The following is a 24,623-nucleotide window of genomic DNA, read 5'->3' as shown; positions in this document are numbered from 1 at the left end:
TTCAACTTCAACCAATCGATTATCGACTCTCAAGGTCGCGTCATCAATACTTGGGCTGATGTCATCAACCGCGCTAATTTGGGTATGGAAGTAATGCACGAGCGCAATGCTCACAACTTCCCGCTCGACTTGGCTGCTGCTGAAGTCACCCCAGTAGCAATGGTTGCTCCTTCTATCAACGGCTAAGTTTTAGCTTTTGATTGAACAAACAGCGCTCCTAGAAATAGGGGCGCTTTTTGTTTGGGCGAATTGATTTTTACTGTGGGGATTGGAAGTATCTTTAATTCGGTTGAACCGTCACTATAATTGGTCCGGCTGTCACCGTTTGCCTTTTTTCACAAAACAACGGGGCCACAGTTCCGGCAACTTCAGCAGTAATAGCAATTGCCATTTTCATCGCTTCTAAAATTAACAGGCGATCGCCCTCTGCAACATCATCTCCACAACATTAACCAGAAATAGAAGTTACCGCAGATATTATTTCTCAACAAAAGACCTGACTTGAATTTATGCTCAGAAAAGCAACGCTGCTAAAAGATTTTTGACCGCTGCCCCGTCTCAAGACACGGGGTTTTCATGCTATTTTCTATAATTTCTGATTTTAAGCTAAGTTAGAATGGCAAATTTATACCCATCTTCAGAATCATGCCATCAGCAGTGCCAGTTCAGCCAATTCCCGTCACAACCCCAACCCCCAGCAGCGGTACCAGTCCCGGAGGGACACCTGGCGGCACTCGCGGCACCAGCGGCCCGGACTCCCTCAGGGGTAGTGCGGGCGCTGACTTGATATTCGGTTTGGGTGGCCCTGACAGCATTTTGGGCTTAGGGGGAAACGATTCCCTCTACGGTGGCGACGGCGATGACTCACTGCTGGGCGACGCTGGCAATGACATACTGTTCGGCGGTGCCGGCCGCGACAGCGTGTTGGGCGGCGTGGGGGACGATACTTTCTACGGCGGGAAAGGTTCTGACTCAATGCTGGGGGACGAGGGTAATGATTTGCTGTTTGGCAACCAAGACACCGATACTTTGTTGGGCGGCGCGGGTAATGACACGTTTTTTGGGGGTGCCGGCGATGACTCGCTGTTTGGTGGCATCGGCGATGACTGTTTATCGGGCGATCGCGGCATAGATACTTTAACTGGCGGCGCCGGAAACGATACTTTTGCGATCGGGCGTTTGGCAGACGGGGATGTGATTACAGATTTTACTGATGGTACGGATCGAATTCGCTTGGCTGCCGGCCTTACTTTTGGCGAACTCACCATTTCCGCTGGAACCGGAACTTCGCCGAGTACAATTATTCAGCTTACAAACACCAAGGAAACTCTCGCTACTTTATTCGGAGTTGCCCGCACTTCTATCAGTCAGGCAGACTTTATTCTTTAAGGGATAATTGGGAATTGGGAATTGATAATTGGGCGGGCGGGTACTTTGTAGTTTTAAGTTTTTAATGTTGAACTTTTTAACTCAAAACCGCTGTCGCGTTGTGAGTAATGTTAGCTTTAGCCTTCCCAAATAAAGCAATCTCAAAACTTTTTATCTTCATTTTTTTTGCTGCCTTGTATCAGTTAAATCCCATACATTGCCCGTTGCATTCTTCCCTCTTCCTTCTTCCTAATGACTACTGACGGTTTTCTCAATCTCAACAAACCTGCGGGCATTACCTCTCACGACTGTGTGGGGCGAGTGCGCCGGCTATTGAAACTCCAGCGAGTCGGACACGGAGGAACCCTCGATCCTGCTGTGACTGGCGTTTTGCCGATCGCCCTCGGCAAAGCAACCAGACTGCTGCAATTTCTGCAACACAATAAAGCTTACCGAGGCACGATTCGGTTTGGCTTAACTACTGCTACAGATGATTTAGAAGGAGAAATTATCCATTCTCGACCGGTACCAGATTTGAGTTTGGAAAAAGTGCAAGCTGCACTGCCAACATTTCTAGGAAAAATCGAGCAATTTCCGCCGAGTTTTAGTGCGGTGCAGGTGGGAGGAAAACGCCTTTACGAGTTAGCAAGAAAAGGCGAAAATGTCGAAGTTGCTGCTAGGAAAGTTGAGGTTTTTCGGCTGGAAATCTTGGATTGGCGATCGGGAGATTTTCCTGAATTGGATTTGTCGATCGCCTGCGGGGCCGGTACTTACATTCGGGCGATCGCGCGGGATTTGGGCGCACTGTTGAATGCAGGCGGTACTTTGGCTTGTTTGACTCGCACCGAAAGTAGCGGTTTTTCGATCGAGGAAAGTCTCAGTTTTGAACAATTAGAACTGCAATTGCAGGAGAATAAATTCTGTCCGATTTTGCCATCGGCAGTTTTGGGACATTTAGGGGCGATCGTCCTTTCGCCTGAATATACCAAACGCTGGTTTCAAGGACAGCGCCTCCCAATTCCCGAAACGCCCGTAGGGGGACAGGAAGACAGTACGAACAATCCCCCCGACAACCCAATACCACAACCTCCCTATCCGTTGCAGGTTTACGATCGAGACGGTAATTTTTTAGGTATCGGTCAAGTAGCAAACTCAGAGACAAGTACCATATTATCTCCTCAAATTGTGCTTTAGGTATCCAAGAGGCAAAAAGAAAACAGGTATAATTGGCGCGGGAAATGTTAGCGGAAGTCTGGGAGGCATTTGAGGCGAGATCGCACGATCGGGAGACTTGACTGGCACAATTACGATCGAGGCTACGGGACGACATTTTGCTATTAATCTCATCTAGTGCTGAGGTAAAAATTGTGAAAATATTGTTGATTGGATTAATTAGAGGCTACAAAATGGGGATTTCTCCTTACCTGCCTAACGCCTGTAGATTTCAGCCAACTTGTTCGCAATACGCGATCGAAGCAATAGAAAGATTTGGGGCTGCCCGCGGCGGTTCGATGGCGGTTAAGCGGATTTTGCGCTGTCATCCTTTTCATCCGGGGGGTTACGATCCAGTACCTTCCAAAGATAGCGAGGGGAATTAGTTCTCAGTCAAAACCGCGATTTTAGTTATTAGTTAATAGTGCAAAGAGGCGTTGTATCCTCGGGGCTAAAAGTCCCGAGGGGAATCACTCCCTGACAGGGTTGAATGCGCCGAATTAGTTGTTGTTATAAAGCCAAATTCAGTAATATTACTGTTATCTTTCACAACTCGGCAGCTATATAATAGTACAAACAGAGTACAGGGGATGCGAGTTGATATGTCTACTACTGCAATAGGATACAAAATGTTGTCCCATACTCTGGCTGTACTCAGCCAGAAACAAGCCACAGGGAAACTGCTGTTAGAACAAGGGGAACAACAGTGGCAACTTTACTTTTTTCAGGGTAGTTTGGTTTATGCCACAGGAGGATCGCACAGATCGAGGCGCTGGTATAGGGCGATCGGGCAACACTGTCGAAACTTTCAAGTGGATCTCAGAGACGTTGATGCTGGGGAACTGTGGGAATATCAACTGCTTCAGCGAGGGGTAGCAGCCAGCGAAATGAGTTTGGAACAAGCTAAGGCGATCGTCCATAGCAGCGTTTCGGAAGTGTTCTTTGCTCTAATCGGTCAATCGGGTTTGCGCCGGGAGTGGCGTCCGTCCCAAAAATATTTTTATAAAATTACCTCTTCTTTGCTGATGTCTTTAACGGAAGTAGAGAAAATTCTGTATTCTACACAACAAATTTGGCAGAAGTGGAAAGCAATGGGTTTGTGGCTAGTAGATCCAGAACAAGCACCACTTTTAAAAGCATCGGCCCAGTTGCAGGAAAATCGATTTAGTTCTAATTCTTTGATCGCTTTGGCTAACGTATTTAACGGCGAAAATACTCTTTGGGATATTGCATTTAAGAAAAAGCAGTGCGTGACAGTGGCAACTCGCGCTTTAGTTAATTACATGAAACAAGGTTTAGTTAATTTCCGAACAGTACCCGACTTGCCGTCGCCTATAGAACAGTGGCGCTGGGCTGCGGCGATCGCCCAACCGGGTCGCCCTTTGATTGCCTGTATCGATGACAGTCCGACAGTATGCGAATTTTTAGAGGAAATTTTATTGCCAGAGGGGTATCGAGTCCTAAAAATTCAAGACCCCATGCAGGGAGTGGGCATTCTAGCCAAAAACAAGCCTGCTTTAATTTTTATGGACGTGGTGATGCCGAAAACCAGTGGCTTTGCTTTGTGCAATTTTTTGCGAAAAACACCGGCTTTTCGGGAAACTCCGATCGTGTTTTTGACCGGTCAAGACAGTATAATTGACCGCACGCGAGCCAAATTGACAGGTGCTTCCGATTTTTTGAGCAAGCCAGCTAATCCCGAACAGGTTTTGCAAGTAGCTGACAAGTATTTGAAGGTAAAAGGCGATCGCCAACCTTTAGCAAATCGCCACCATGATTTACTGAATTCACAGCAACTTACCTTGGCAAATTCTTGAAACCAAATTATTCTCAAACAGCATCGCCGATCGGGTGCGTCAGTCTTCAGGGCACCCGATGAGTATTGTACAATAAAGACGCAACCGGATGTGACCAATAACTCTTGTAGGGTTCGGTGCATGATTTTTCTTGATTTCAAAGCCCGGATTTCCGTAAATCTGCCTAGGGCGTATTGATTCTAATACCAGTTCAAAAAAAGAATGCAACAGTAGGCTCGTGTTTCAAACCTGACCGTCATCAATCATACCCAAATCTAAAATCTAATAATCTAAAATCTAATAATCTAAAATCTAAAATAGTATAATCCATCTGACTTGATATTAATTATGAGCGATCGCACCCCACAGGTGAGCGTAGTAATTCCGGCTTACAACTGCGCTGCTTACGTCGGCCAAGCCGTAGATAGCGTTCTCCAGCAAACCTATGGTAACTGCGAAATTATCGTAGTAGACGACGGCTCCCGAGACGATACCAGATTAGTTTTAGAGAAATATGGCGATCGAATTCGCTACCTTTACCAACAAAATCAAGGAGTTTCGATTGCCAGAAATCGCGGTATCGAGCTAGCGCGAGGAGAATTCATCGCCTTTCTCGATGCTGACGACTACTTCTTTCCAGACAAATTAGCTGCACAAATGGCTGTATTTGCAGCACGACCAAATCTAGGAATAGTCCACAGCGGCTGGCGTCTAGTCAACAGTAAAGGCGAACCGCTAAAAGATGTCAAACTCTGGCAAAACGTCCCTACATTAGACTTAGAAATGTGGCTCAGGTGGAAACCTGTATTACCCAGCGCGATGGTATTTCGCCGTCAGTGGTTAGAACGCGCCGGCGGATTCGATCCTCGATTTCCCCCGGCGGAAGATACAGATTTAGTGCTGCGTTTAGCCTTAATGGGATGCGAAGCAGAGTGGCTGCAGCAAGTAACTGTTTGCTACCGCCAGCACGAACAAAGCGCCATGTACAAAGGTTTACCGCAGGCTAAATCCCTGGCCGCAGTCATGGACAGTTTTTTTGCCCGCCCCGAATTGCCCGATAAAATACGTTTGTTGGAAAAGCAAATCAAGTACAGTACCTTAGTTTGGATTGCTTGGTATTTGTACCGCACCGGTCATTCTGTTGAGATGGTAGAGTTTTTGCAGCGTTCTTGGAAATATACGCCTTATTTGCCTGTGGAAACAGTAATTAATTGGGCGGAAGCTTTCGCGGAGTTTTCGCAGGATGCGGGAAATGAATTCGATGCAGATTTATTAGCTCAATCTCCCGAGTGGCAGCAGTTAATGCAGTGGATGATTCTCGCTACGCCAGCTTGATTAAAAGCTTAAAAAGAGGACTTTAGTCCTCACTACAAACCAGCCTTTGGTGAGATATCTTCACGAATCAAATAGGATTGCTATATCAACCGCTTCAGTTCCGCATCACCCGCTTCAGTTCCGCTATTGCAGCCGCCATATGTTCTTCGATAATTTCTTGATGCTTATTGACGGCTTCTTCTGCTGTAAACTTCTACCCATGCTTTGCTCCCACCAGCACCAAGCCGCTTCCTTCTGCTTGCAGCCGTGTTAACTGCTCGAGTTCTGTAAGCGCTCTGCCTTCCATGCTGTATATCTCCCAGTCTTATTTGTTCCCATATAGGGCTTCTAGGTTTGCTTGGGATAGGGCCGCAGCTACCTCTTGTTTCAAAGCGGTATCGCTACTAACGGCTGCAAAAAAATCTGCACAAGCTTGTTGACTCATAATTTTTTCATCCTAATGTATTCGCTCATCATCGGTTTTTAGTAAGGACTAAAGTCCTAATTAACTGATACCAAATCCTACTTAAATACCCCCTTTATCTCGCTTGTCTGTGCAGGCAGACTTCGTTTGTGCAGGATCGGTTTCAAGCGCCTAGTCCCCTATTTAGTTTCTGCTTCAGTAAAAATTGGCGGCCAAAGTTCAGCAATTGGCAATTCCCAACCAGGGAAAAGTTCGGGGACTGTCAAAATATCTTCATTTCCCAACACAATCGGTTCACCTTCCTGACGATAAACTGTTACAGTTTCTTCATCTGGATCGATCAAAACTCCTACTTGCGCTCCGAGTTCTAGGAAATTATGAATCTTTTTTTCTAGCGGTTTAATGCGATCGCTCTGTGATTTAATTTCTACTACCAAGTCTGGGACTAATCCTCCGAAATAATGGGGACTTTGCCTGAGACGTGCGGCCCGAACAAAAGAAACATCAGGTGTTGTGAGGTTAGCATCAGGTAAAATAAAGCCACCTGCGGAGTCAAAAACTCGACCCAAACGTCGGGGATAAACCCAATTGGCGAGCAGCCAACTGAAAATTACACCTATTTCGCTAGATACAATATCTGACGGGTCCACAATGATAATTTTCCCGCTTTCTAGTTCAACTTGGTAGTCTTGACCGGCTTCTTTGAAGGTTTTTTGGACTTTTTCTAAGTCTTTGAGTGTCATCATACGATTTTAGATTTTAGATTTTAGATTTTAGATTTTAGATTTTAGATTTTAAATTTTAAATTTGAGATTTTAAATTTGAGATTTTAAATTTGAAAATTATCTGCAACTGACGCACTCTAAATCATATTGGCTATTTCTTATTTTGTCAGGTGCGTCAATCGATTTGAGATTTTAAATTTGAGAATTATCTGCAACTGACGCACCCTACAGGTTGGTTATTCCTTGGCAGAAAAGGAGTTGCCGCAGCTACAGCTTTGGGCGGCATTGGGATTGTGAAATCGGAAACCTCCGCCCATCAAGTCTTCTGAATAATCCAAGGTGAGCTCATTGAGATATTTTAAGTGCTGGGGGTCGATCGCCACTTCAATTCCCTCGGACTCGCATACAGCGTCTTCTGGGGCTGGCGCATCGTCAAATGCCATTGTATAAGACAAACCCGAGCAGCCGCTCGATTCCACGCCCAGACGAAATAAAGCCTTGGGGTTGGGATGTTTCGACTTAAGGCGCGTTACTTCTGTTGCTGCTGTTTTGCTCAGATGAATCATTATGGGTAATTGGTAATTGGTAATTGGTAATTTGGGAGTAGTGTTGAGTTTTGAAAATCTAGGGTGCGGACGGAGGCGTGAACCTCACCCTCAGAATGTAAGGCGCACTTCTGCCGTGCACCTTACCTCTATATTTTTAGCAAGTTGAGTTACTTAGCCTTTTCAGTACGAGCATAATCGTCTTGAAAGCGAACAATATCATCTTCTCCGAGATATTCCCCATTCTGCACCTCAATTAAAATCAGAGGGATAACTCCCGGATTTTCCAGGCGGTGAGAAATACACTGAGGAACGTAGGTAGACTGATTTGTAAACAGAACTTGTTCAGTTTCGCCACAAGTAACTTTGGCAGTACCAGAAACCACGATCCAGTGTTCGCTGCGGTGGTGGTGCATTTGCAGGCTGAGGCGGTGTCCGGACTTAACTTCGATCCGCTTAATTTTATATCCGGGGCCTTCTTCTAGAGTCGTAAATGAACCCCAAGGCCGCAATTCTGTAGCCGCTATTCCATTGGGTGCAGCAGGTGCGTGCAGAGTCGATACTTGAGAAATTTCTTGAATCTGAACCATGATTTTTACTCCTTGAGGATTGCTTGCTGAATCCTTTGGTAAACGACGTTGGATTGTGTATTAACTAATTTATCCTTAAAACCTAAGTCCGATCGCGCGAACCGCTTAGCGGACTGTAGATTTTTGCACTTTTGTCTGCTGTGCCCGATCGACCCATCTTGACCACCATAGCAAAATCATCACAGCGGTTGTTAGCCGGTATTCGCGATCGCCCAAATCTACATCAAATCTTCATTCTCAAAGGTCTGTGCTTTAAAGAAGCTTAACGGGAAAACGGGAGAGATCGGGAGAGTGGGGGCTGGCCGGTGTCAGCTTGTTACAGCTAGAAGGAGTTATAGGCATAAAATTCATCCTGTTGAGTGCCCACGAAAGAATTCCAACGATGAACATAAATCGGAATATGGTTGAGTAAAGTAGCCATGAAACTCACCCAGCCGACGAGACAACAAGAAAGCCGACGCTGGGGTTTGAAACCTGTGGGTTTGTCGAAGGCCATTTGTCCAGGGGGAAGTGGTTCCAGATGTGAGGTGAGGTCGAAGCCGATGGGATTGGCCAACCCATCCACCACCGCATGGATGTTGGTACTCAACCCGACGAGTGCTACGTCCAATCGCTTCGGTGTCTGCATCCCCCTTTTTGGGCTCGCACTGGGAAAAGTGGGCGCGGACTATGGTGGAGTCAATCATCGCGTATTCCTTGTCCGCATCTTCGGCTAACGCTTCAAATACCCGTTGCCACACCCCACTTTTTGCCGATCGACTAAACTCACATCTTGCACTATTCTCAATAAGTCAGTCCTGGACGCAAAAACCCGGTTTCTTCACGTAATAGTCAGTTAGACCGCCCTTAACGTTTTCAGCGGTCTGGCGTGTCATGTTTTTAGCACGAGAGAGGTCACTTTTTTAAGACGTATATTAGATCGATGTCGATCTGTAAGTTTGATAAAATTGTACTTTTTAGTACCGCCGTGTAAAGTAAAGTTAAAAACTACTACAAATATCTCTAAACGCGGTAATCTATTACAAATGATTGCTAGCTGTCTTGTTAAGAAATAAAAATTTTTACAAAGGCTAGCGAAAAAGTTAAGGCGCATCAGCATTTTTAGTCAGCTATAATTATAACGGTCTTAGGTAAAAAACGTAAGTAGCATTACTTGTTTTAGCAAGTTACTTTCTCAAAAGTTTCACTAACTATTACAGATTTATTTTCAATATCTATTTCCTCAATATTATTTCACTAAATCTACTGAGATTTTTCAGCCAACCAACTCGTTACCTCAAGATTAACACCAATCAATGTCACAGACCTCTGCAACCACTTTCTTATCAAACCGTTCTCAAAAAAAGGTATCGCTGCGCCTGATTTTAGTATTGCCTTTCGTCCTGCAAATCTTTGCCGCCGTAGGTCTGACAGGCTGGCTATCCTTACGCAACGGGCAAAAAGCAGTTAACCAAGTTGCCAGTCAGTTGCGGAGTGAAATTACCGCCCGCATCGAACAGCAACTCAAAACTTACCTAGACACAGGCCCTCGCGTCACTCAACTGAATGCCAATGCCCTGCGCCTGGGATACTTAAATCCAGATGAAGTCACAAATGCACACCGCTATTTTTGGGAACAAATTCAAGCATTTAACTTTGTGACTAATATGGGTTTTGCGACCAAAACCGGAGAGTTCATTGCAGTTGAACGCCAAATGGATGGTCAGGTATTTCTTAAAATAGCACCCAAGGAGCATCGGCATGAACTTTATCTCTACGAATCCGATAGCAAAGGCAATCAAACAAAACTATTACAAATCAACCCTAACTACAACATACTCAGCCGTTCTTGGTATAAAGACAGTGTACGCTTAGGCAAACCAATATGGCACGAAATTTTCCCATTAGTTACAGGTCAGAAAACCCTATCCCTCCCCTACGCCCACCCAGTCTATGAAGAAAATGGCGAACTGCGCGGCGTATTAATTGCAAATTTTATCCTCTCGTTTATTAGCGACTTTCTGCACAGCTTAAAAATCGGTCGTTCGGGACAGACATTCATTATGGAACGTTCTGGATTTTTAGTAGCCAGTTCAACGGTAAAAGAGCCATTTATTATCAGCAATGGTAAGATGGAACGTTTAAATACTTTAGATAGCGAAGATGACTTAATTCGGCTAACAGCAGAGCATTTAAACGAAAAATTTGGCAACCTCAATCAAATTAGTAGCGCTAATCAGTTAGATTTTTCCCTAGGCGGTCAGCGGCAATTTGTCCAAGTCATGCCCTTTCAGTATAACAATGGTTTGGACTGGTTAATTGTGGTAGTAGTGCCTGAAAGCGATTTCATGGATCAAATTAATGCCAATACTCAGATCACCATTTTTTTGTGTTTGGGAGCCTTAGCGCTAGCTACTATTTTGGGAATATTGACTGCACGCTGGATTACCCTACCTATTTTACATTTAAGAGACGCTTCTAGGGCGCTCGCCACTGGAGAGTTAGACAAAAATGTGCAGGTAAAAGGTATAGAAGAACTCGAAGTTCTCGGGGAATATTTTAACAAAATGGCACAGCAGTTGCGCGAATCTTTTACCATTTTGGAAAAAACTAATGCTGACCTAGAACAGCGAGTTGAAGAACGCACATCAGAACTCAAAGAATCAGAAACAAAACTACGAGAACAAGCACAAAAATTAGAAATTCGCGTTGAAGAACGAACCGTCGAACTAAAAGAAGCTAAAGATATAGCAGAAGTAGCTAACCGCGCCAAAAGCGAATTTTTAGCCAATATGAGCCACGAACTGCGGACTCCTCTCAATGCGATTCTCGGCTTTACTCAAATGATGAGCCGCGACTCATCGGTCAATCAAGTGCAGCAGGCAAATTTAGGAATTATTGCTCGCAGCGGCGAACATTTGCTCAGCCTCATCAACGCTATTTTGGAAATGACTAAAATTGAGTCAGGTCGTCTAACTCTGCATGAAAATACTTTTGAGTTGGAGCATATACTCAATGAAATTCAACAAATCCTGCAACTCAAAGCCTCATCCAAGCAACTACAACTAAGTTTTGAAAAAGCAAATGGAATTCCCCAATACATAAAAACCGACGAAGTAAAATTGCGCCAAGTTTTGATTAACTTGCTGGACAACGCAATCAAATTTACCCACACAGGTTGTGTGACTTTGCGAATAAAACCAATGGAACAAATGGAAAATTCGCAGATTCGCTCGCAACAATCATCAGCCCACAGCCAACAGTTAACCTTATTATTTGAAATACAAGATACCGGCCCTGGCATCGCACCAGATGAGCTAGAAATCTTGTTTAAACCCTTTGTCCAAACTCAAACTGGTCGCAACTCTCAAAAAGGAACTGGTCTTGGCTTAGCTATTAGCCAAAATTTCGTGCAATTGATGGGGGGAAAGATCGCTGTAAGCACTCAAGTGGGCAAGGGAACCACTTTTAAATTTAATATTCCGATTAGCCAGGGCGATGCTGCTAACGTTCAAGTTAAACCGCCTATACAGCGAGTTATGGGTTTAGCGCCCGGGCAACCTTTATACCGCATTTTGGTGGTTGAAGATCAGTGGGAAAATCGCCTATTACTCGTTAAGTTGCTCACACAGTTAGGTTTTGAAGTGTGCGAAGCAGTTAACGGTCAAGAAGCTGTTAATTTGTGGGAAAGCTGGGAGCCGCACTTAGTGTTAATGGATTTGCGGATGCCAGTTATGGACGGATATGAAGCAACTAAACAGATTAGAGCCAAGCTTAAGGGTGAGGCAACTGTGATTATTGCCCTCACTGCTAATGCCTTTGATGAAGACCGCAAAGGTGCCTTTTCAGTCGGCTGCAATGACTTTCTGAGCAAGCCATTTCAAGAAGCAGTGCTATTTGAAAAAATTGCTCAATATTTAGGGGTAGTTTACGTTTATGAAGAGCAAGAGCAGGTTCCAGCCTCCCTCCTCCACGAGCAGACCTCCCTAGTGGAACTAACCGCTGAGACTTGGAAAGAAATGCCTGCTGAGTGGGTAGCGGCTCTGCGTCAAGCGGCGATGGAATTGGATGGAGAATTAGTGCTGGAACTCGTGGAGCAAATCCGTGAGTCAAATATGGCTCTGGCAGCGACGATCGCACATTTGGCAAATAGCTTTCGCTTTGACAAAATCACTGACAGTATCTGCTAGATTAAAAATAATATCAACGCTCATTTACAGAGGATTTCTGGCTTGTGAGGAAGAATCGACACGATTTGAATTAAGAACAGCAACCATAATAATATTTGATCTGACTTACGTATTTGTAGATAGTCAATCTCAGTATATTCAATTTCGACAGGAGCAGTAGGAATAAATATGGCTGACCTCAAAAATTATCTTCTCGGATACGAGATCGCTGAGCAAATATACGCAGGTAATCGAACTTTAGTTTATCGCGGTCTGCGCTCTTGGGATGGGCAGCCTGTCGCCATCAAACTGCTGCGAAATGATTTTCCCAGCTTCAACGAACTGGTTCACTTTCGCAACCAATACGTCATAGCTAAAAACTTAGATATCCCCGGCACAGTCAAAATCTACAGCCTAGAGAGGTACCACAACCACTATGCCTTGATTATGGAAGACTTTGGCGGAATTTCCTTAACTGGCTATCTCGCCACCCTAGCAGCAGCAAGTAGCGAACCTCTAGAAAGTTTACCCATTAACGAATTTCTTCCCATTGCGATTCAAATTGCCAGCGCCCTAGACGAACTCGCTCGCCACCGCGTTATCCACAAAGACCTCAAACCTGCCAATATTCTAATTAACCCGGTCAGCAAGCAAGTTAAACTAATTGACTTCAGTATCGCCTCTCTGCTACCGCGCGAAACCCAAGAAATTCACAATCCTAATCTCCTCGAAGGCACCTTACCTTACATATCTCCCGAACAAACCGGGCGAATGAATCGAGGCATTGACTACCGCACAGATTTCTACTCTCTAGGAGTCTCATTCTACGAACTGCTAACTGGACAGTTGCCCTTTGTCTCTGACGATCCAATGGATTTGATATACTGCCACCTTGCCAAGCAACCGATCTCAGTTAATCGCCTCAACCAGAACATTCCTGCGGCCATCTGCGATATTGTCAGCAAATTGATGGCAAAGAACGCCGAAGGTCGCTATCAGAGTGCCCTCGGACTCAAGCACGACTTAGAAATTTGTTTGTCCCAGTGGCAAAAAACTGGTGAAATCGCTTCTTTTAAACTAGGGCAGAGAGATTTGTGCGATCGCTTTCAAATCCCCGAAAAACTTTACGGTCGCGAACCAGAATTAGCAACCTTACTAGCAGCTTTCGACCGAGTAGGTCAAGGATCTACAGAATTAATGCTAGTCGCAGGATTTTCTGGCATCGGTAAAACCTCCGTCATCCATGAAGTTCACAAGCCAATTGTCCGGCAGCGCGGCTACTTTATCCAAGGTAAATTCGACCAATTTCAACGAGATATTCCCTTCTCGGCTTTCGTGCAGGCATGTCGAGATTTAATGGGACAACTACTGATAGAAAGTAACGCTCAACTCAAACAGTGGCAAACCAAAATCCTGAATGCTTTGGGCGAGAACGCTCAAGTTATTATTGACGTAATTCCAGAACTCGAGCAAATTATTGGCCCGCAATTACTCGTTCCCGAACTATCTGGCAATGCAGCTCAAAATCGCTTTAACCTGCTGTTCCAAAAGTTTATTCAAGTCTTCACTGCTCCCGAGCATCCTCTTGTGATTTTTCTTGACGATCTACAGTGGGCAGATTCAGCTTCCTTAAACTTAATGCAGGTATTAATGAGTGATGTTGAAAGTATTTATTTATTGCTAATAGGCGCGTATCGGGATAATGAAGTCTCACCAGCTCATTTATTAATACAAACCATTGAAAACATTGGTAAAGCAGGTGCTGCTATTAACAGCATTACCCTAGCACCGCTAAATCTGCAGGCTCTAAACCAGATGGTTGCAGATACCCTCAGTTGTAACAGCTCCTTAGCTAACCCCCTCACCCAACTGATCTATCAAAAAACCAAAGGCAATCCCTTCTTTAGCAGTCAATTTCTCAAAACGCTCCATGAGGAAAATTTAATCAGCTTTAATCGAGAGAGAGGTTATTGGGAATGTAATATTGCTCAGGTCAAGGCATTAGCGCTGACTGATGATGTCGTAGAATTTATGGCAGCACGGTTGCAAAAATTACCGACGAGAACTCAAGCTGTACTAAAACTTGCTGCTTGTATTGGCAATCAATTTAACTTATCAACCCTGGCGCTCCTACTAGAACAATCGCTAGCAGATACAGCGGCGGCTTTGTGGAGAGCGCTGCAAGAAGAGTTGGTGTTGCCCCAAAGCGATATCTACAAGTTTTTTCAGGAGCAAACGGCTCTAGATAACTCTAACAACCCCGAGTTATCAGTTCCTTATAAATTTTTGCACGATCGCGTTCAACAAGCAGCTTATTCTCTAATTCCTGAAGACCAAAAGAAAGCTACCCACTTGAAAATTGGTCAAAGGTTGTTAAACAATACGGCTCAAGTAGCTTTAGAAGAAAAGATTTTTGATATAGTCAATCAGTTAAATATAGGCTTAGAATTTATCACCAATCCGGCGGAAAAAGACCAACTGGTTCAACTCAACCTGATCGCTGGAAAGAAAGCAAAATCAGCAACAGCTTATGAAGCGGCTGTCAAGTATTTAACAGTGGGTTTAGAGTTGCTCACCGAAAACTGTTGGCAAAGTCACTATGACATGACCCTAGCTCTTTACATTGAAGCTGCCGAAGCCGAATACTTAAATATTAACTTTGAACGCTCGGCGATGTTAGCCGAAACAGCTCTACAAAATGCTACAAATTTGCTCGATGCCGTCAAAGTATACGAGCTGCAAATGCTAATTTGTATTGGTCAATTAGAGATGATTAAAGCAGTCGATATCGGACTGGAAATTTTGCAAAAACTAGATGTTTATTTTGTCACTCTAGAGGGAGATGATAGTTTAATAGTTGATGTACCAAAATTGGCGGATTTAGAAAACATTCCAGCAATGACCGATCCTTATAAATTGTCGGCTATGCGCATTTTAAAAATTCTTTGTGCACCTGTTTTCATGGCAAAGCCAGAGATTTTCCCCCCCTTGATTGTCACAATGGTTAATCTTTGTATTGACTGTGGAAATTCGGCTCTGTCTGCTTTTGCCTACGGTTTTTATGGCTTATTACTGTCGGGAGTTGGAAAGATGGATGCGGGATATCATGCCGGAACCATCGCATTGAAACTGCTGGAAAAATTTAATGCAAAAGAACTTAAGGCTAAAGTTTACAACTTATTTAATTCTAATATTAGAAGTTGGAAAGAACATGCTAATAATAGTGTCATTCCTTTGCAAGAAGGAGTACAAAGTGGGCTAGAAACAGGAGATATAGAGTGGGGTGGTTATTGTGCAGCTAACTTTTGTAGTTACTTGTTTTTTACTGAAAAAAATTTGGACTTGATAGTGCAGCAACAAGCAGTCTACATTGATTTATGTATTAAAATCAAGCAACAAATTCCTATACATTTTTCTCAGGTGTGGAGACAACTGGGATTGAACTTACAAGGTGAAGCTGCGGATAAATTCTTGTTGCGCGGAGCTAGTTTTGATGAAACTGAAACTCTGCCTCGTTTAATTGAAGCTAAAAGTGGCACAGTTCTGTTTATTTTTTATGTAGCCAAAGCAATTTTATCTTACCATTTTAAAGATTACGATCTGGCTTTGAAAAATGCGGTTTTAGCTAACGAGCAAGCTGGAGCGGCTTTTGGTTTTATGCAAGTTGCTATTCTCAATTTCTATCATTCATTGACTCTCCTGGCTCGCTACGATCGAGCCAGCCCAAGCGAACAACAGCAATATTTGCAGCAAATACAGGTGAACCAGGAAAAGATGAAAGATTGGTCACACCATGCGCCGATGAATTATTTACATAAATTCGAGCTGGTGCAAGCAGAACTCTATAGGGTGCAAGGTTCTGCTCTGGAAGCGATGGATTATTACGATCGCGCGATCGCTGGAGCTAAAGAAAATACCTACCTGAATGAAGAAGCTCTAGCCAATGAACTGGCTGCCAAGTTTTATTTAGAATGGGGAAAAGAAAAAATTGCTCGGAGTTATCTTATTGATGCCTACTATGCCTATGCTCGCTGGGGAGCTAAAGCGAAAATTGACGATCTAGAACAACACTATCCTCATTTGTTTTATTGGCTCGATCGGCAGCCACAAATTAATAATTATTCAACGTATCAACAAAACCCTGTAACTGATAAACAGCCATCTAGTATTGGTTTGAATCTTCTTAAAGGCAATACAAATACTACAAAGTTAACAAAATCATTATTAGATTTGACTACGGTAATCAAAGCCAGCCAAGCAATTTCTAGCGAAATAGTCTTAGACAAACTATTAGCTAAATTAATGAATCTTCTCATGGAGAATGCCGGGGCAACAAAAGGTTCTCTGATTTTGCTGCAAGAAGGTCAGCTTTTAGTTGCAGCCGAAGCCTTAGTAGAGTATCAGACAGCAGCTATTCCAGAGGTTGATTCACTTGTACAGAAGCGAAATCTCACGCCCCATCGCTTGCCGTTAACGGTAATTTATTATGTAGAGCGAACTCGTACAGATGTAGTTTTAAGTAATGCAGTTACTGAAAAACAATTTGCCACCGAATCTTATATTAGCTCAAATCAGATAAAATCCCTTTTATGTACTCCCATCCTGACCCAATCCAAACTTATTGGCATTCTTTACTTAGAAAATAATCTCACCACTGATGCCTTTACTCCACACCGCTTAGAAATTTTAAGACTTTTGTGTTCTCAAGCAGCGATTTCTATAGAAAATGCTAGGCTTTACGAACAACAAGAGGAAAACTCGCGGACGCTAGAGCAGCGCGTGAACGAGAGAATGCAAGAATTACAGCAGGAAATCAGCGATCGCAAAAAGGCAGAGCTAGCCTTGCAACAGGCTAAAGAAGCTGCCGATGCAGCCAACAAAGCTAAAAGCGAATTTCTTGCCAATATGAGCCACGAATTGCGTACCCCCCTCAACGCAATCCTCGGCTTTACTCAACTAATGAATCGCGATTCTTCGCTCAATCAGCAGCAGCAAGAAAACTTGGGCATCATCACCCGCAGCGGAGAGCATTTACTATCATTAATCAATGACGTTCTGGAAATGTCAAAAATTGAAGCGGGTCGGTTGACGCTCAATGAAAATAGCTTTGACCTATATCACCTGCTTGATTCTCTCGAAGAAATGTTGCAACTTAAAGTTTCATCGAAAGGCTTGCAACTAATCTTTGAACGCGCTGACGATGTTCCTCAATACTTGAAAACCGATGCGAGTAAATTACGTCAAGTCTTGATTAACCTTTTAGGAAATGCCATTAAGTTTACTCAAAAAGGTCATATAATTTTGCGAGTAATCAAACAGGAGCCGCCGCAACTTAATCCATCAAATTTATTTTTAGAAAACCATAAAACTTTAAGATTGTTATTTGAAATAGAAGATACAGGTTTTGGGATCGCAGCCGAAGAAATGGATAGTTTATTTGAAGCTTTTGTGCAAACCGAAGTGGGTCGAAAATATCACCAAGGAACAGGCTTAGGCTTACCTATTAGCCGTAAATTTGTTCAACTGATGGGAGGAGATATTACAGCGAGCAGTCAACTGGGTAAAGGGACAATTTTACAATTTGATATTCAGACGCATTTAGCTGAGGAAAATGAACTGAGAACTACACAGCTTTCCCGGCGAGTAATTGGTTTAGAACCTAATTCCAAAGTCTATCGCATTCTAGTAGTGGACGATCGCCCTGAAAACCGACTGCTGTTGCTCAAGTTGCTGATGCCGCTTGGCTTCGAGGTGCGTGATGCTGAAAATGGTGCTGAAGCAGTTGCTTTGTGGTCAAGTTGGAAACCGCACCTAATTTGGATGGACATGAGGATGCCTGTGATGGATGGATATGAAGCAACTAAACAGATTAAATCTCATCTCAACGGACAGCCTACAATCATTATTGCTTTAACTGCAAGTGCTTTCGAGGAAGAGCGATCCATTGTTTTATCAGCCGGTTGTGATGACTTTGTGAGCAAGCCATACCGAGATGAGGTAATCTTTGAAAAGATGTATAAATACTTAGGGGTACGCTATGTTTATGAGGAACCAGTCTTAGCTAATTCTCAAGGTCAAAAACTAGAGCAGCCGTTGATGCAAAATTCTTTATCTGTTCAAGAAAATTTACTCGCTATGCCCGCAGAATGGCTGACACAATTGCATCAAGCCGCTACTCAATTGGATGCCGAAATGATTTTGAAACTGGTTGCGGAAATCCCTGTCAATTATGCCTCACTGGTCAACACCCTGATAGATTGGGTCAATGATTTTCGCTTTGATAAAATTACTAATTTAATTGAAAACCTTACCAAATAAACTTGCTGAATAACTGCTCTATCCCTAAAAATAAACTATTACAGTGAATTCAATAATATAATTCAGGTAAGAGGTCTCATGAATAAAACTCAAGGCTCAGCAGCTAAAGCAAATATTCTCATTGTGGACGACACGCCGGACAATCTGCGCTTTTTATCCACCATGCTGATTGAGCGGGGATATAAAGTTCGCAGTGCACTTAACGGTGCTATGGCCCTCAAAGGAGTGGAAGCCGCTCCGCCAGATTTAATTTTACTCGATATCAATATGCCGGAAATCAACGGCTATCAAGTTTGTGAAGAATTGAAAAAATCTCAAAAGAATCGTGATATTCCCGTAATATTTTTGAGTGCTTTAGATGATACCCTCGATAAGGTAAAAGCATTTGCCTGCGGTGGGGCGGACTACATCACTAAACCATTTCAGTTTGAAGAGGTTTTAGTTCGCGTTGAAAATCAACTCAGCATTCGCTATCTGCAACAGCAACTCGTTGCACAAAATTCTATGTTGCAGCAGTCTGAAGCGAAGGAGCGAGAAAAATCCCAAGAATTAGAGCTAACTCTGCGAAAGTTGCAGCAAACTCAGACGCAATTAATTCAAAGCGAAAAAAAGTCCTCACTGGATACAGTAATAGCTGGAATCGCTCACGAAATTAATAATGCGATTAATTTTATATCTGGGAATCTCGGTTACGCAGGTCAGTACACATCTGACTTATTACAGTTACTCGAACTCTACCAGCAGGCTTTGCCCCATCCGAACCCAGATATTCAGAACTTTAAAGATAGAGTTGACTTTGAATTTGTCAGATCGGACTTTCCACAAATATTGGCCTCTATGAACGCAGGATCTAAACGTATCCGCGATATTGTGCTGAGCTTGCGAAATTTCTCGCGGCTCGGGGAAGCAGAATTGAAGGCTGTGGATATTCACTGTGGAATCGACAGCACTTTGATGATTTTGCAGTCCAAGCTCAAAAGCCCTTCAGACAGGTTCGCTATCCAAATCGTCAAGGAATATGATTCCCTGCCCTTAGTTGAGTGCTGGGCAAGTGAAATTAATCAGGTATTTATGAATATTTTGTGCAATGCGATTGAAGCTTTAGAGTTGAGAATCGCGAATAGTTCGTCAGTGGTGGCAAATGGTGAGCCGCTGACACTCAACAATCCGGTTTCTTCTCTCAACAGCCCTCAATTTCTAATCCCAAAAATTACTATTCGCACGGAGCTAATCGACTCTGAACGGGTGGCGATTTCGATTGCCGATAACGGTGTGGGTATGGTGGAGGATGTGAAAAAGCGCGTGTTCGATCCTTTTTTTACCACAAAAAAAATTGGTTCTGGGCCGGGATTAGGGCTGTCGATTTGCTATCAAATTGTAGCGGAAGCTCACGGAGGGCAGCTCTTTTGTCAAAGCGAGAGCGGAGTAGGAACGACATTTACTGTTGTTCTGCCTGTTAAACATTCCCAGTTTCCCTGAAAGGAATATATTGTCTCGTCTCCATCATCGAATAGTAAATTTTGTAAGTTAGAGCCTTCAACCTCCAGACAATTTTACCATTTTCCGCTCTCCGAAACTCATTTGCTGATTTGCGATCGAATAAAAAGCGACAGCACTATTTTAACATCTTATCATAACAGCATTATCAAAAATATTTTGTAATACTTCTTAAAAAAAATCGCTGACCAATATTTTTCACTATACTTAACTTAAGAATACAACCGTTTTTAAGATTTACTTCCTAAGCCTCGTTTTAGTCAATAGCCTGATATTTTTCAGCCAACCAACCCGTTATCCCTGCAGAAATATTGATAAATGTCACAGACCTCTCCAATCACTTTCTTATCAAACCGTTCTCAAAAAAAGGTGTCCCTGCGCCTGATCCTAGTGTTGCCATTCGTCGTGCAAATCTTTGCCGCCGTCGGGCTGACCGCTTGGGTGTCGGTACGCAACGGACAAGAAGCTGTCAATAATGTTGCGACTCAACTCCGCAGTGAAGTATCCGAACGCATCAATCAGAAGCTTAACGAATATTTAGAGGCTCCCCACCTAGTCAATCAAATCAATCTTGAGGCTGTCCGCCTAGGCCAAATTGACGTTCAAGACTTGCCACGCCTAGAGCGCTATTTTGTGCAGCAGGTACAGTTATTTCCGACGGCAGGTTCCATTATGTTCGGGAGTCAAAAATATGATGGGTTTATTGGGGCTCTAAAACCCAAAAAAGATACCTTACAAATCATGGAGGCAGGCCAAGCCACAGGGGGAAGTATTCGATTTTATGATATGACTAAAGACGGAGAGCGTATCAAGCTCATTCAGGAAAAGCCCGACTTCAAGATAGAGGAACGACCCTGGTACGTGGCGGCAGTGAAAGCAGGCAAACCAGTGTGGGGCGAAATATTTTCCTATCACGCTTTCCCAGAAATGGTTTTGCCTGCTAGCGTTCCTCTCAATGATAGTAACGGAGCAGTCATTGGGGTATTTGCATACCATTTTTTTCTCACACAAATTAGTGACTTTCTTAAGAGCGTAAAAATCGGTCGTTCAGGGCAAACTTTTATCATCGAGCGCTCAGGACTCATCGTTGCCAGTTCTACCCTAGATCAGCCATTTTTAGTGGAAAATGCGAAAGCTAAACGCATAGAAGCAGCTAAAAGCACAGATCCCTTACTAAGCTCTGCTACGAAACAATTACAACAGCAATTTGGCGACCTCAAACAAATTGCCCAGCGAGAACAGCTTGACTTCTGGCTCGATGGCAAACGACAATTTCTACAAGCGCTGCCTTATAAAGACGATCGCGGTTTGGACTGGTTGATTGTAGTCACTGTTCCCGAAGCTGACTTCATGGAGCAAATTAATGCTAACACCCAGACGACGATTTTTTTATGTTTGGGAGCATTGGTGCTAGCTACCACTTTGGGAATATTAACCGCACGCTGGATTACCAACCAGATTCTCCATTTGAGCGCAGCTTCTAGGGCAATTGCGAGTGGAAATTTAGACCAAAGTGTGCAGGTAAAAGGCATAGAAGAACTAGAAGTTCTTGGTCAGTCTTTCAACCAAATGGCTCACCAGTTGCGCGAATCATTTAAAACGCTAGCAAAGACAAATTCCGAGCTAGAAATTAGAGTAGAAGAACGCACCGCTGAACTTAGGGAAGCCAAACAAATCGCTGATACCGCCAACCAAGCTAAAAGTGAATTTTTAGCAAATATGAGTCACGAATTGAGAACACCGCTCAATGGGATTTTAGGGTACGCTCAAATCCTAGAACGCTCTAAAACCATGGCTCCGAAGGAACTCCAAGGCATCAGTATCATTCACCAGTGTGGCTCCCACCTGCTAACCCTCATCAATGACATCTTAGACCTCGCTAAAATTGAAGCCCAGAAATTGGAACTGTACGCGAAAGATTTCCATTTTCCTTCCTTTTTGCAGGGAGTCGCAGAAATTTGCCGCATCCGAGCCCAACAAAAAGGAATTGCTTTTGTTTATCAACCCACTTCTGAAATGCCAGCAGGCATCCACGCTGACGAAAAACGGTTGCGACAGGTACTCATTAACTTACTGAGCAATGCAATTAAGTTTACCGACTCGGGACGGGTGACTTTTAAGATAGAAAATCTGGAAATGGTAACAGGTGAAAAGTTACAAACCAATCAGCAAAACTCACCCTCATCTATTCACAAACTTAGGTTTCAAATAGAAGATACTGGCGTTGGTATAACACCAGAACAATTAGAAAAAATCTTTTTGCCTTTTGAACAGGTAGGAGACAGCAAGCGTCAGGCGGAAGGAACCGGGCTCGGTTTAACAATTAGCCAGAAAATTGTCGAAATGATGGGTAGTAAAATTCAAGTAAAAAGTCAGTCAGGATCAGGCAGCGTTTTTTGGCTTGATTTGGAGTTACGGGAAGCGGCAGAGTGGGCAAATACAGCCACGATTGCCAAGCAACGAAAACTGGTTGGCTACCAAGGTAGAAAGCAGAAAATTTTGGTTGTGGATGACAAATGGGAAAATCTCTCAGTCATTGTCAATCTGCTGGAACCCCTCGGATTTGAAGTAACCGAAGCTAAAAACGGTCAAGAGGGTTTAGAAAAAGTAGAAGAATTTCAGTTCGATCTGATTATCACTGACTTGGTGATGCCAGTGTTAGATGGCTTTGAGATGATGCGCCGTATCCGAAATTTACCACACTATAAAGATGTGGCAATCATTGCTTCATCTGCCAGTGTATTTGCTACCGACCAACATAAAAGTTTGGAGGGGGGAGCCAAGGGTTTTCTCGGCAAGCCTGTGCAGGCAGAAGAGCTATTTGAGATGTTGCAAAAATATTTGGAAATAGAATGGATATATGACGAACTTAAGGATGAAAAAATCAGCACTATTCCCCTTTCCTCTGCTCCTCCATCACTTTCTGAATCTACCTCTTTAATGCCTCCCCCGCCAGAAGAAATGGAACTCCTATTTGAACTGGCGATGAGAGGCAACGTGAAAGGAATTGTCAAGCGCAGCGAGTACCTAGAGAAGTTAGACCGGAAATTTGTGTCCTTTGCTATTGAGCTGCGCCAGTTAGCCCAAAGCTATCAGGTCAAAAAAATTAAAGAGTTTATTACATCCCACAGACAATAAAAAATGAAGGCAGAAAATATGGAAACAAGTACCATTTTAATTGTAGATGACAACCCTAGCAATCTCGACGTGCTGTCTGAAGCTTTAGCTGGTTCAGGATGGGAAATATTAGTCGCCACTGATGGCGAAAGTGCGATCGAACAGGCTGAATACAGTCAGCCTGATTTGATTTTGTTAGATGTGATGATGCCAGGAATTGACGGGTTTGAAACCTGTCATCTGCTAAAGGCAAGTCCGTTGACGAACGAAATTTCCGTAATTTTTATGACTGCTCTTTCTGACATAGGAGATAAGGTCAAAGGCTTTAATCTAGGGGCTGTAGATTACATTACTAAGCCCTTTGAACAAAAGGAGGTGTTAGCTCGCGTCAACCTCCATTTAAAATTGCGTTCTTTAACGAAAACTCTCGCCAAGCAAAATTTGGTTTTAAAACGGGAAATAGAAGAGCGGCTTGCAGCCGAAGCAGCGTTACAGAAGCTCGCGCAGGAGTTAGAAAAACGGGTGGAAGAACGAACGGCTGAACTTTCTCAAGCTTTGGACAATCTTAAAAAAGCTCAAGTGCAAATCGTTCAAAGCGAAAAAATGGCTTGCCTCGGTCAGCTTGTTGCTGGGGTGGCTCACGAAATTAACAATCCAGTTAGTTTTATATCCAGCAATCTCCCTCCAGCAAACGAACATATTGCCGATTTGATCGCGATGGCGAAGTTTTGCAAGTATAGCCTTACTTCGCCATCAGAATTTCAGGAAAATTTTCAGGATCTTGATTTAGAGTTTATCGTTGAAGATTTGCCTAAAATTATGGATTCAATGGCGGTAGGAACAGAGCGACTTTATAATCTTTCTATGTCACTGCGTAACTTCTCTCGCTTGGATACATCGGCACTAATGCCAGTGAATATTCACGATGGGCTAGATAGCACCCTGTTGATTTTAGGTCATCGTCTAAAAGGTAAAGGTAATCGCCCAGCTATTAAGGTTATTAAAGAGTACGGCGAGTTGCCGCTGGTAGAGTGCTATCCGGGGCAAATCAATCAGGTGTTTATGAATATATTAGCGAATGCAATTGATGCTTTAGAAGAGTCTGCGATTAGTTGTTCCCTGTCCGGTAAAAAGCAACAGAGCCAAGACAATCCGCAGATTCGGATCTGCACTGAAAGGCTTCAGGGGGAAAGGGTGGTGATTCGGATTGCTGACAATGGCCTGGGGATAACGCCCGAGATAATGCAGCATTTATTTACGCCGATGTTTACTACTAAATCTGTCGGTAAAGGGACAGGTTTAGGGTTGTCTATTAGCCGTGAGATTGTAGAAGAAAAACATGGCGGTCAGCTTACCTGCATTTCATCGTCTGAATGGGGGGTAGAGTTTGTAATTGAGATTCCTATTCAACATTAGTAATCAGAATTCTTTCGGGTGAATCTTTGAAGCTTATGGGTTTCTTTAAGGCCATGTGTCCAGCGCGAAGTTGTTCGAGCCCACATTCCGCACCCCAAACTGGCACATAGTCGGATTGAGGGGGTAAAAGTGAATCACCCGAGACAAGGGTGA

The 24,623-nt window shown here is 43.5% G+C and carries 14 protein-coding genes and 2 pseudogenes; 11 read left to right on the top strand and 5 right to left on the bottom strand.

Annotation, left to right across the window (positions count from 1 at the left end; genetic code table 11):
• Positions 1-186: pseudogene (locus QUA80_RS29200) on the top strand (photosystem II q(b) protein); the annotation flags it as partial.
• 94 nt (positions 187-280) lie between these two features.
• On the opposite strand, the pseudogene QUA80_RS34000 reads toward QUA80_RS29200, so the two are convergent.
• Positions 281-430 (bottom strand): annotated as a pseudogene (locus QUA80_RS34000) (biotin/lipoyl-containing protein); the annotation flags it as partial.
• 215 nt (positions 431-645) lie between these two features.
• On the opposite strand from QUA80_RS34000, the gene QUA80_RS29195 reads away from it, so the two are divergent.
• The 5 genes from QUA80_RS29195 to QUA80_RS29175 all read left to right on the top strand — a co-directional run bounded on the left by QUA80_RS29195 (position 646) and on the right by QUA80_RS29175 (position 5,711).
• Positions 646-1,389 carry a calcium-binding protein gene (locus QUA80_RS29195; protein ID WP_333428464.1) on the top strand — a complete coding sequence of 248 codons (744 nt, stop codon included), beginning with the start codon at positions 646-648 and terminating at the stop codon, positions 1,387-1,389.
• A gap of 231 nt (positions 1,390-1,620) precedes the next feature.
• Positions 1,621-2,562, top strand: a complete 942-nt coding sequence (gene truB, locus QUA80_RS29190; protein WP_333428463.1) for a tRNA pseudouridine(55) synthase TruB — start codon at positions 1,621-1,623, stop codon at positions 2,560-2,562.
• A 173-nt stretch (positions 2,563-2,735) separates the two neighbouring features.
• Positions 2,736-2,966, top strand: coding sequence for a membrane protein insertion efficiency factor YidD (yidD, locus tag QUA80_RS29185; protein WP_333428462.1), 231 nt, complete (start codon positions 2,736-2,738; stop codon positions 2,964-2,966).
• 216 nt (positions 2,967-3,182) lie between these two features.
• Complete coding sequence (locus tag QUA80_RS29180) at positions 3,183-4,397, top strand: response regulator (protein WP_333428461.1); 1,215 nt, start codon at positions 3,183-3,185, stop codon at positions 4,395-4,397.
• A gap of 327 nt (positions 4,398-4,724) precedes the next feature.
• The gene (locus QUA80_RS29175; RefSeq protein WP_333428460.1) at positions 4,725-5,711 is read left to right on the top strand and encodes a glycosyltransferase; all 987 of its coding nucleotides are present in this window, start codon (positions 4,725-4,727) and stop codon (positions 5,709-5,711) included.
• A gap of 582 nt (positions 5,712-6,293) precedes the next feature.
• Here QUA80_RS29175 and QUA80_RS29170 read toward each other — a convergent pair.
• The 4 genes from QUA80_RS29170 to QUA80_RS29155 form a co-directional block, all read right to left on the bottom strand.
• Entirely contained in the window at positions 6,294-6,857 is a 564-nt protein-coding gene (locus tag QUA80_RS29170; protein WP_333428465.1) for a Uma2 family endonuclease, read from the bottom strand.
• A 218-nt stretch (positions 6,858-7,075) separates the two neighbouring features.
• Entirely contained in the window at positions 7,076-7,405 is a 330-nt protein-coding gene (locus QUA80_RS29165; RefSeq protein ID WP_333428459.1) for an iron-sulfur cluster assembly accessory protein, read from the bottom strand.
• A gap of 149 nt (positions 7,406-7,554) precedes the next feature.
• Positions 7,555-7,974: a phosphomannose isomerase type II C-terminal cupin domain gene (locus tag QUA80_RS29160; RefSeq protein WP_333241787.1), complete on the bottom strand. Its 420-nt coding sequence runs from the start codon at positions 7,972-7,974 to the stop codon at positions 7,555-7,557.
• Positions 7,975-8,296: 322 nt separating this feature from the next.
• Positions 8,297-8,584, bottom strand: a complete 288-nt coding sequence (locus QUA80_RS29155) for a hypothetical protein (protein ID WP_333428458.1) — start codon at positions 8,582-8,584, stop codon at positions 8,297-8,299.
• Positions 8,585-9,269: 685 nt separating this feature from the next.
• On the opposite strand from QUA80_RS29155, the gene QUA80_RS29150 reads away from it, so the two are divergent.
• The 5 genes from QUA80_RS29150 (at position 9,270) to QUA80_RS29130 (ending at position 24,470) form a co-directional block, all read left to right on the top strand.
• Positions 9,270-12,143, top strand: a complete 2,874-nt coding sequence (locus QUA80_RS29150; RefSeq protein ID WP_333428457.1) for an ATP-binding protein — start codon at positions 9,270-9,272, stop codon at positions 12,141-12,143.
• A 168-nt stretch (positions 12,144-12,311) separates the two neighbouring features.
• The gene (locus QUA80_RS29145; protein WP_333428456.1) at positions 12,312-18,440 is read left to right on the top strand and encodes an AAA family ATPase; all 6,129 of its coding nucleotides are present in this window, start codon (positions 12,312-12,314) and stop codon (positions 18,438-18,440) included.
• A gap of 78 nt (positions 18,441-18,518) precedes the next feature.
• On the top strand, positions 18,519-19,919 hold the full coding sequence (locus tag QUA80_RS29140; protein WP_333428455.1) for a response regulator: 1,401 nt from the start codon (positions 18,519-18,521) through the stop codon (positions 19,917-19,919).
• 336 nt (positions 19,920-20,255) lie between these two features.
• A complete protein-coding gene (locus tag QUA80_RS29135; RefSeq protein ID WP_333428454.1) occupies positions 20,256-23,075 on the top strand; it encodes an ATP-binding protein in 2,820 nt (939 codons plus the stop codon).
• Positions 23,076-23,078: 3 nt separating this feature from the next.
• Complete coding sequence (locus tag QUA80_RS29130; RefSeq protein ID WP_333428453.1) at positions 23,079-24,470, top strand: response regulator; 1,392 nt, start codon at positions 23,079-23,081, stop codon at positions 24,468-24,470.
• Positions 24,471-24,623 lie beyond the last annotated feature (153 nt).

This window comes from Microcoleus sp. F4-D5 (assembly GCF_036704885.1).
Taxonomy (GTDB): Bacteria; Cyanobacteriota; Cyanobacteriia; order Cyanobacteriales; family Microcoleaceae; genus Microcoleus.
The sequence above is the reverse complement of the archived record's forward strand: the minus strand, read 5'-3'. Positions and strand labels throughout refer to the sequence as shown.

Bases quoted from the DNA above. Each gene is read 5' to 3' on its own strand.
- QUA80_RS29130 (WP_333428453.1), top strand. From the start codon at position 23,079: ATGAAGGCAGAAAATATGGAAACAAGTACCATTTTAATTGTAGATGAC.
- QUA80_RS29135 (WP_333428454.1), top strand. From the start codon at position 20,256: ATGTCACAGACCTCTCCAATCACTTTCTTATCAAACCGTTCTCAAAAA.
- QUA80_RS29175 (WP_333428460.1), top strand. From the start codon at position 4,725: ATGAGCGATCGCACCCCACAGGTGAGCGTAGTAATTCCGGCTTACAAC.
- QUA80_RS29195 (WP_333428464.1), top strand. From the start codon at position 646: ATGCCATCAGCAGTGCCAGTTCAGCCAATTCCCGTCACAACCCCAACC.
- QUA80_RS29170 (WP_333428465.1), bottom strand. From the start codon at position 6,857: ATGACACTCAAAGACTTAGAAAAAGTCCAAAAAACCTTCAAAGAAGCC.
- QUA80_RS29180 (WP_333428461.1), top strand. From the start codon at position 3,183: ATGTCTACTACTGCAATAGGATACAAAATGTTGTCCCATACTCTGGCT.
- QUA80_RS29140 (WP_333428455.1), top strand. From the start codon at position 18,519: ATGAATAAAACTCAAGGCTCAGCAGCTAAAGCAAATATTCTCATTGTG.
- QUA80_RS29145 (WP_333428456.1), top strand. From the start codon at position 12,312: ATGGCTGACCTCAAAAATTATCTTCTCGGATACGAGATCGCTGAGCAA.
- QUA80_RS29160 (WP_333241787.1), bottom strand. From the start codon at position 7,974: ATGGTTCAGATTCAAGAAATTTCTCAAGTATCGACTCTGCACGCACCT.
- QUA80_RS29150 (WP_333428457.1), top strand. From the start codon at position 9,270: ATGTCACAGACCTCTGCAACCACTTTCTTATCAAACCGTTCTCAAAAA.
- QUA80_RS29165 (WP_333428459.1), bottom strand. From the start codon at position 7,405: ATGATTCATCTGAGCAAAACAGCAGCAACAGAAGTAACGCGCCTTAAG.
- truB (WP_333428463.1), top strand. From the start codon at position 1,621: ATGACTACTGACGGTTTTCTCAATCTCAACAAACCTGCGGGCATTACC.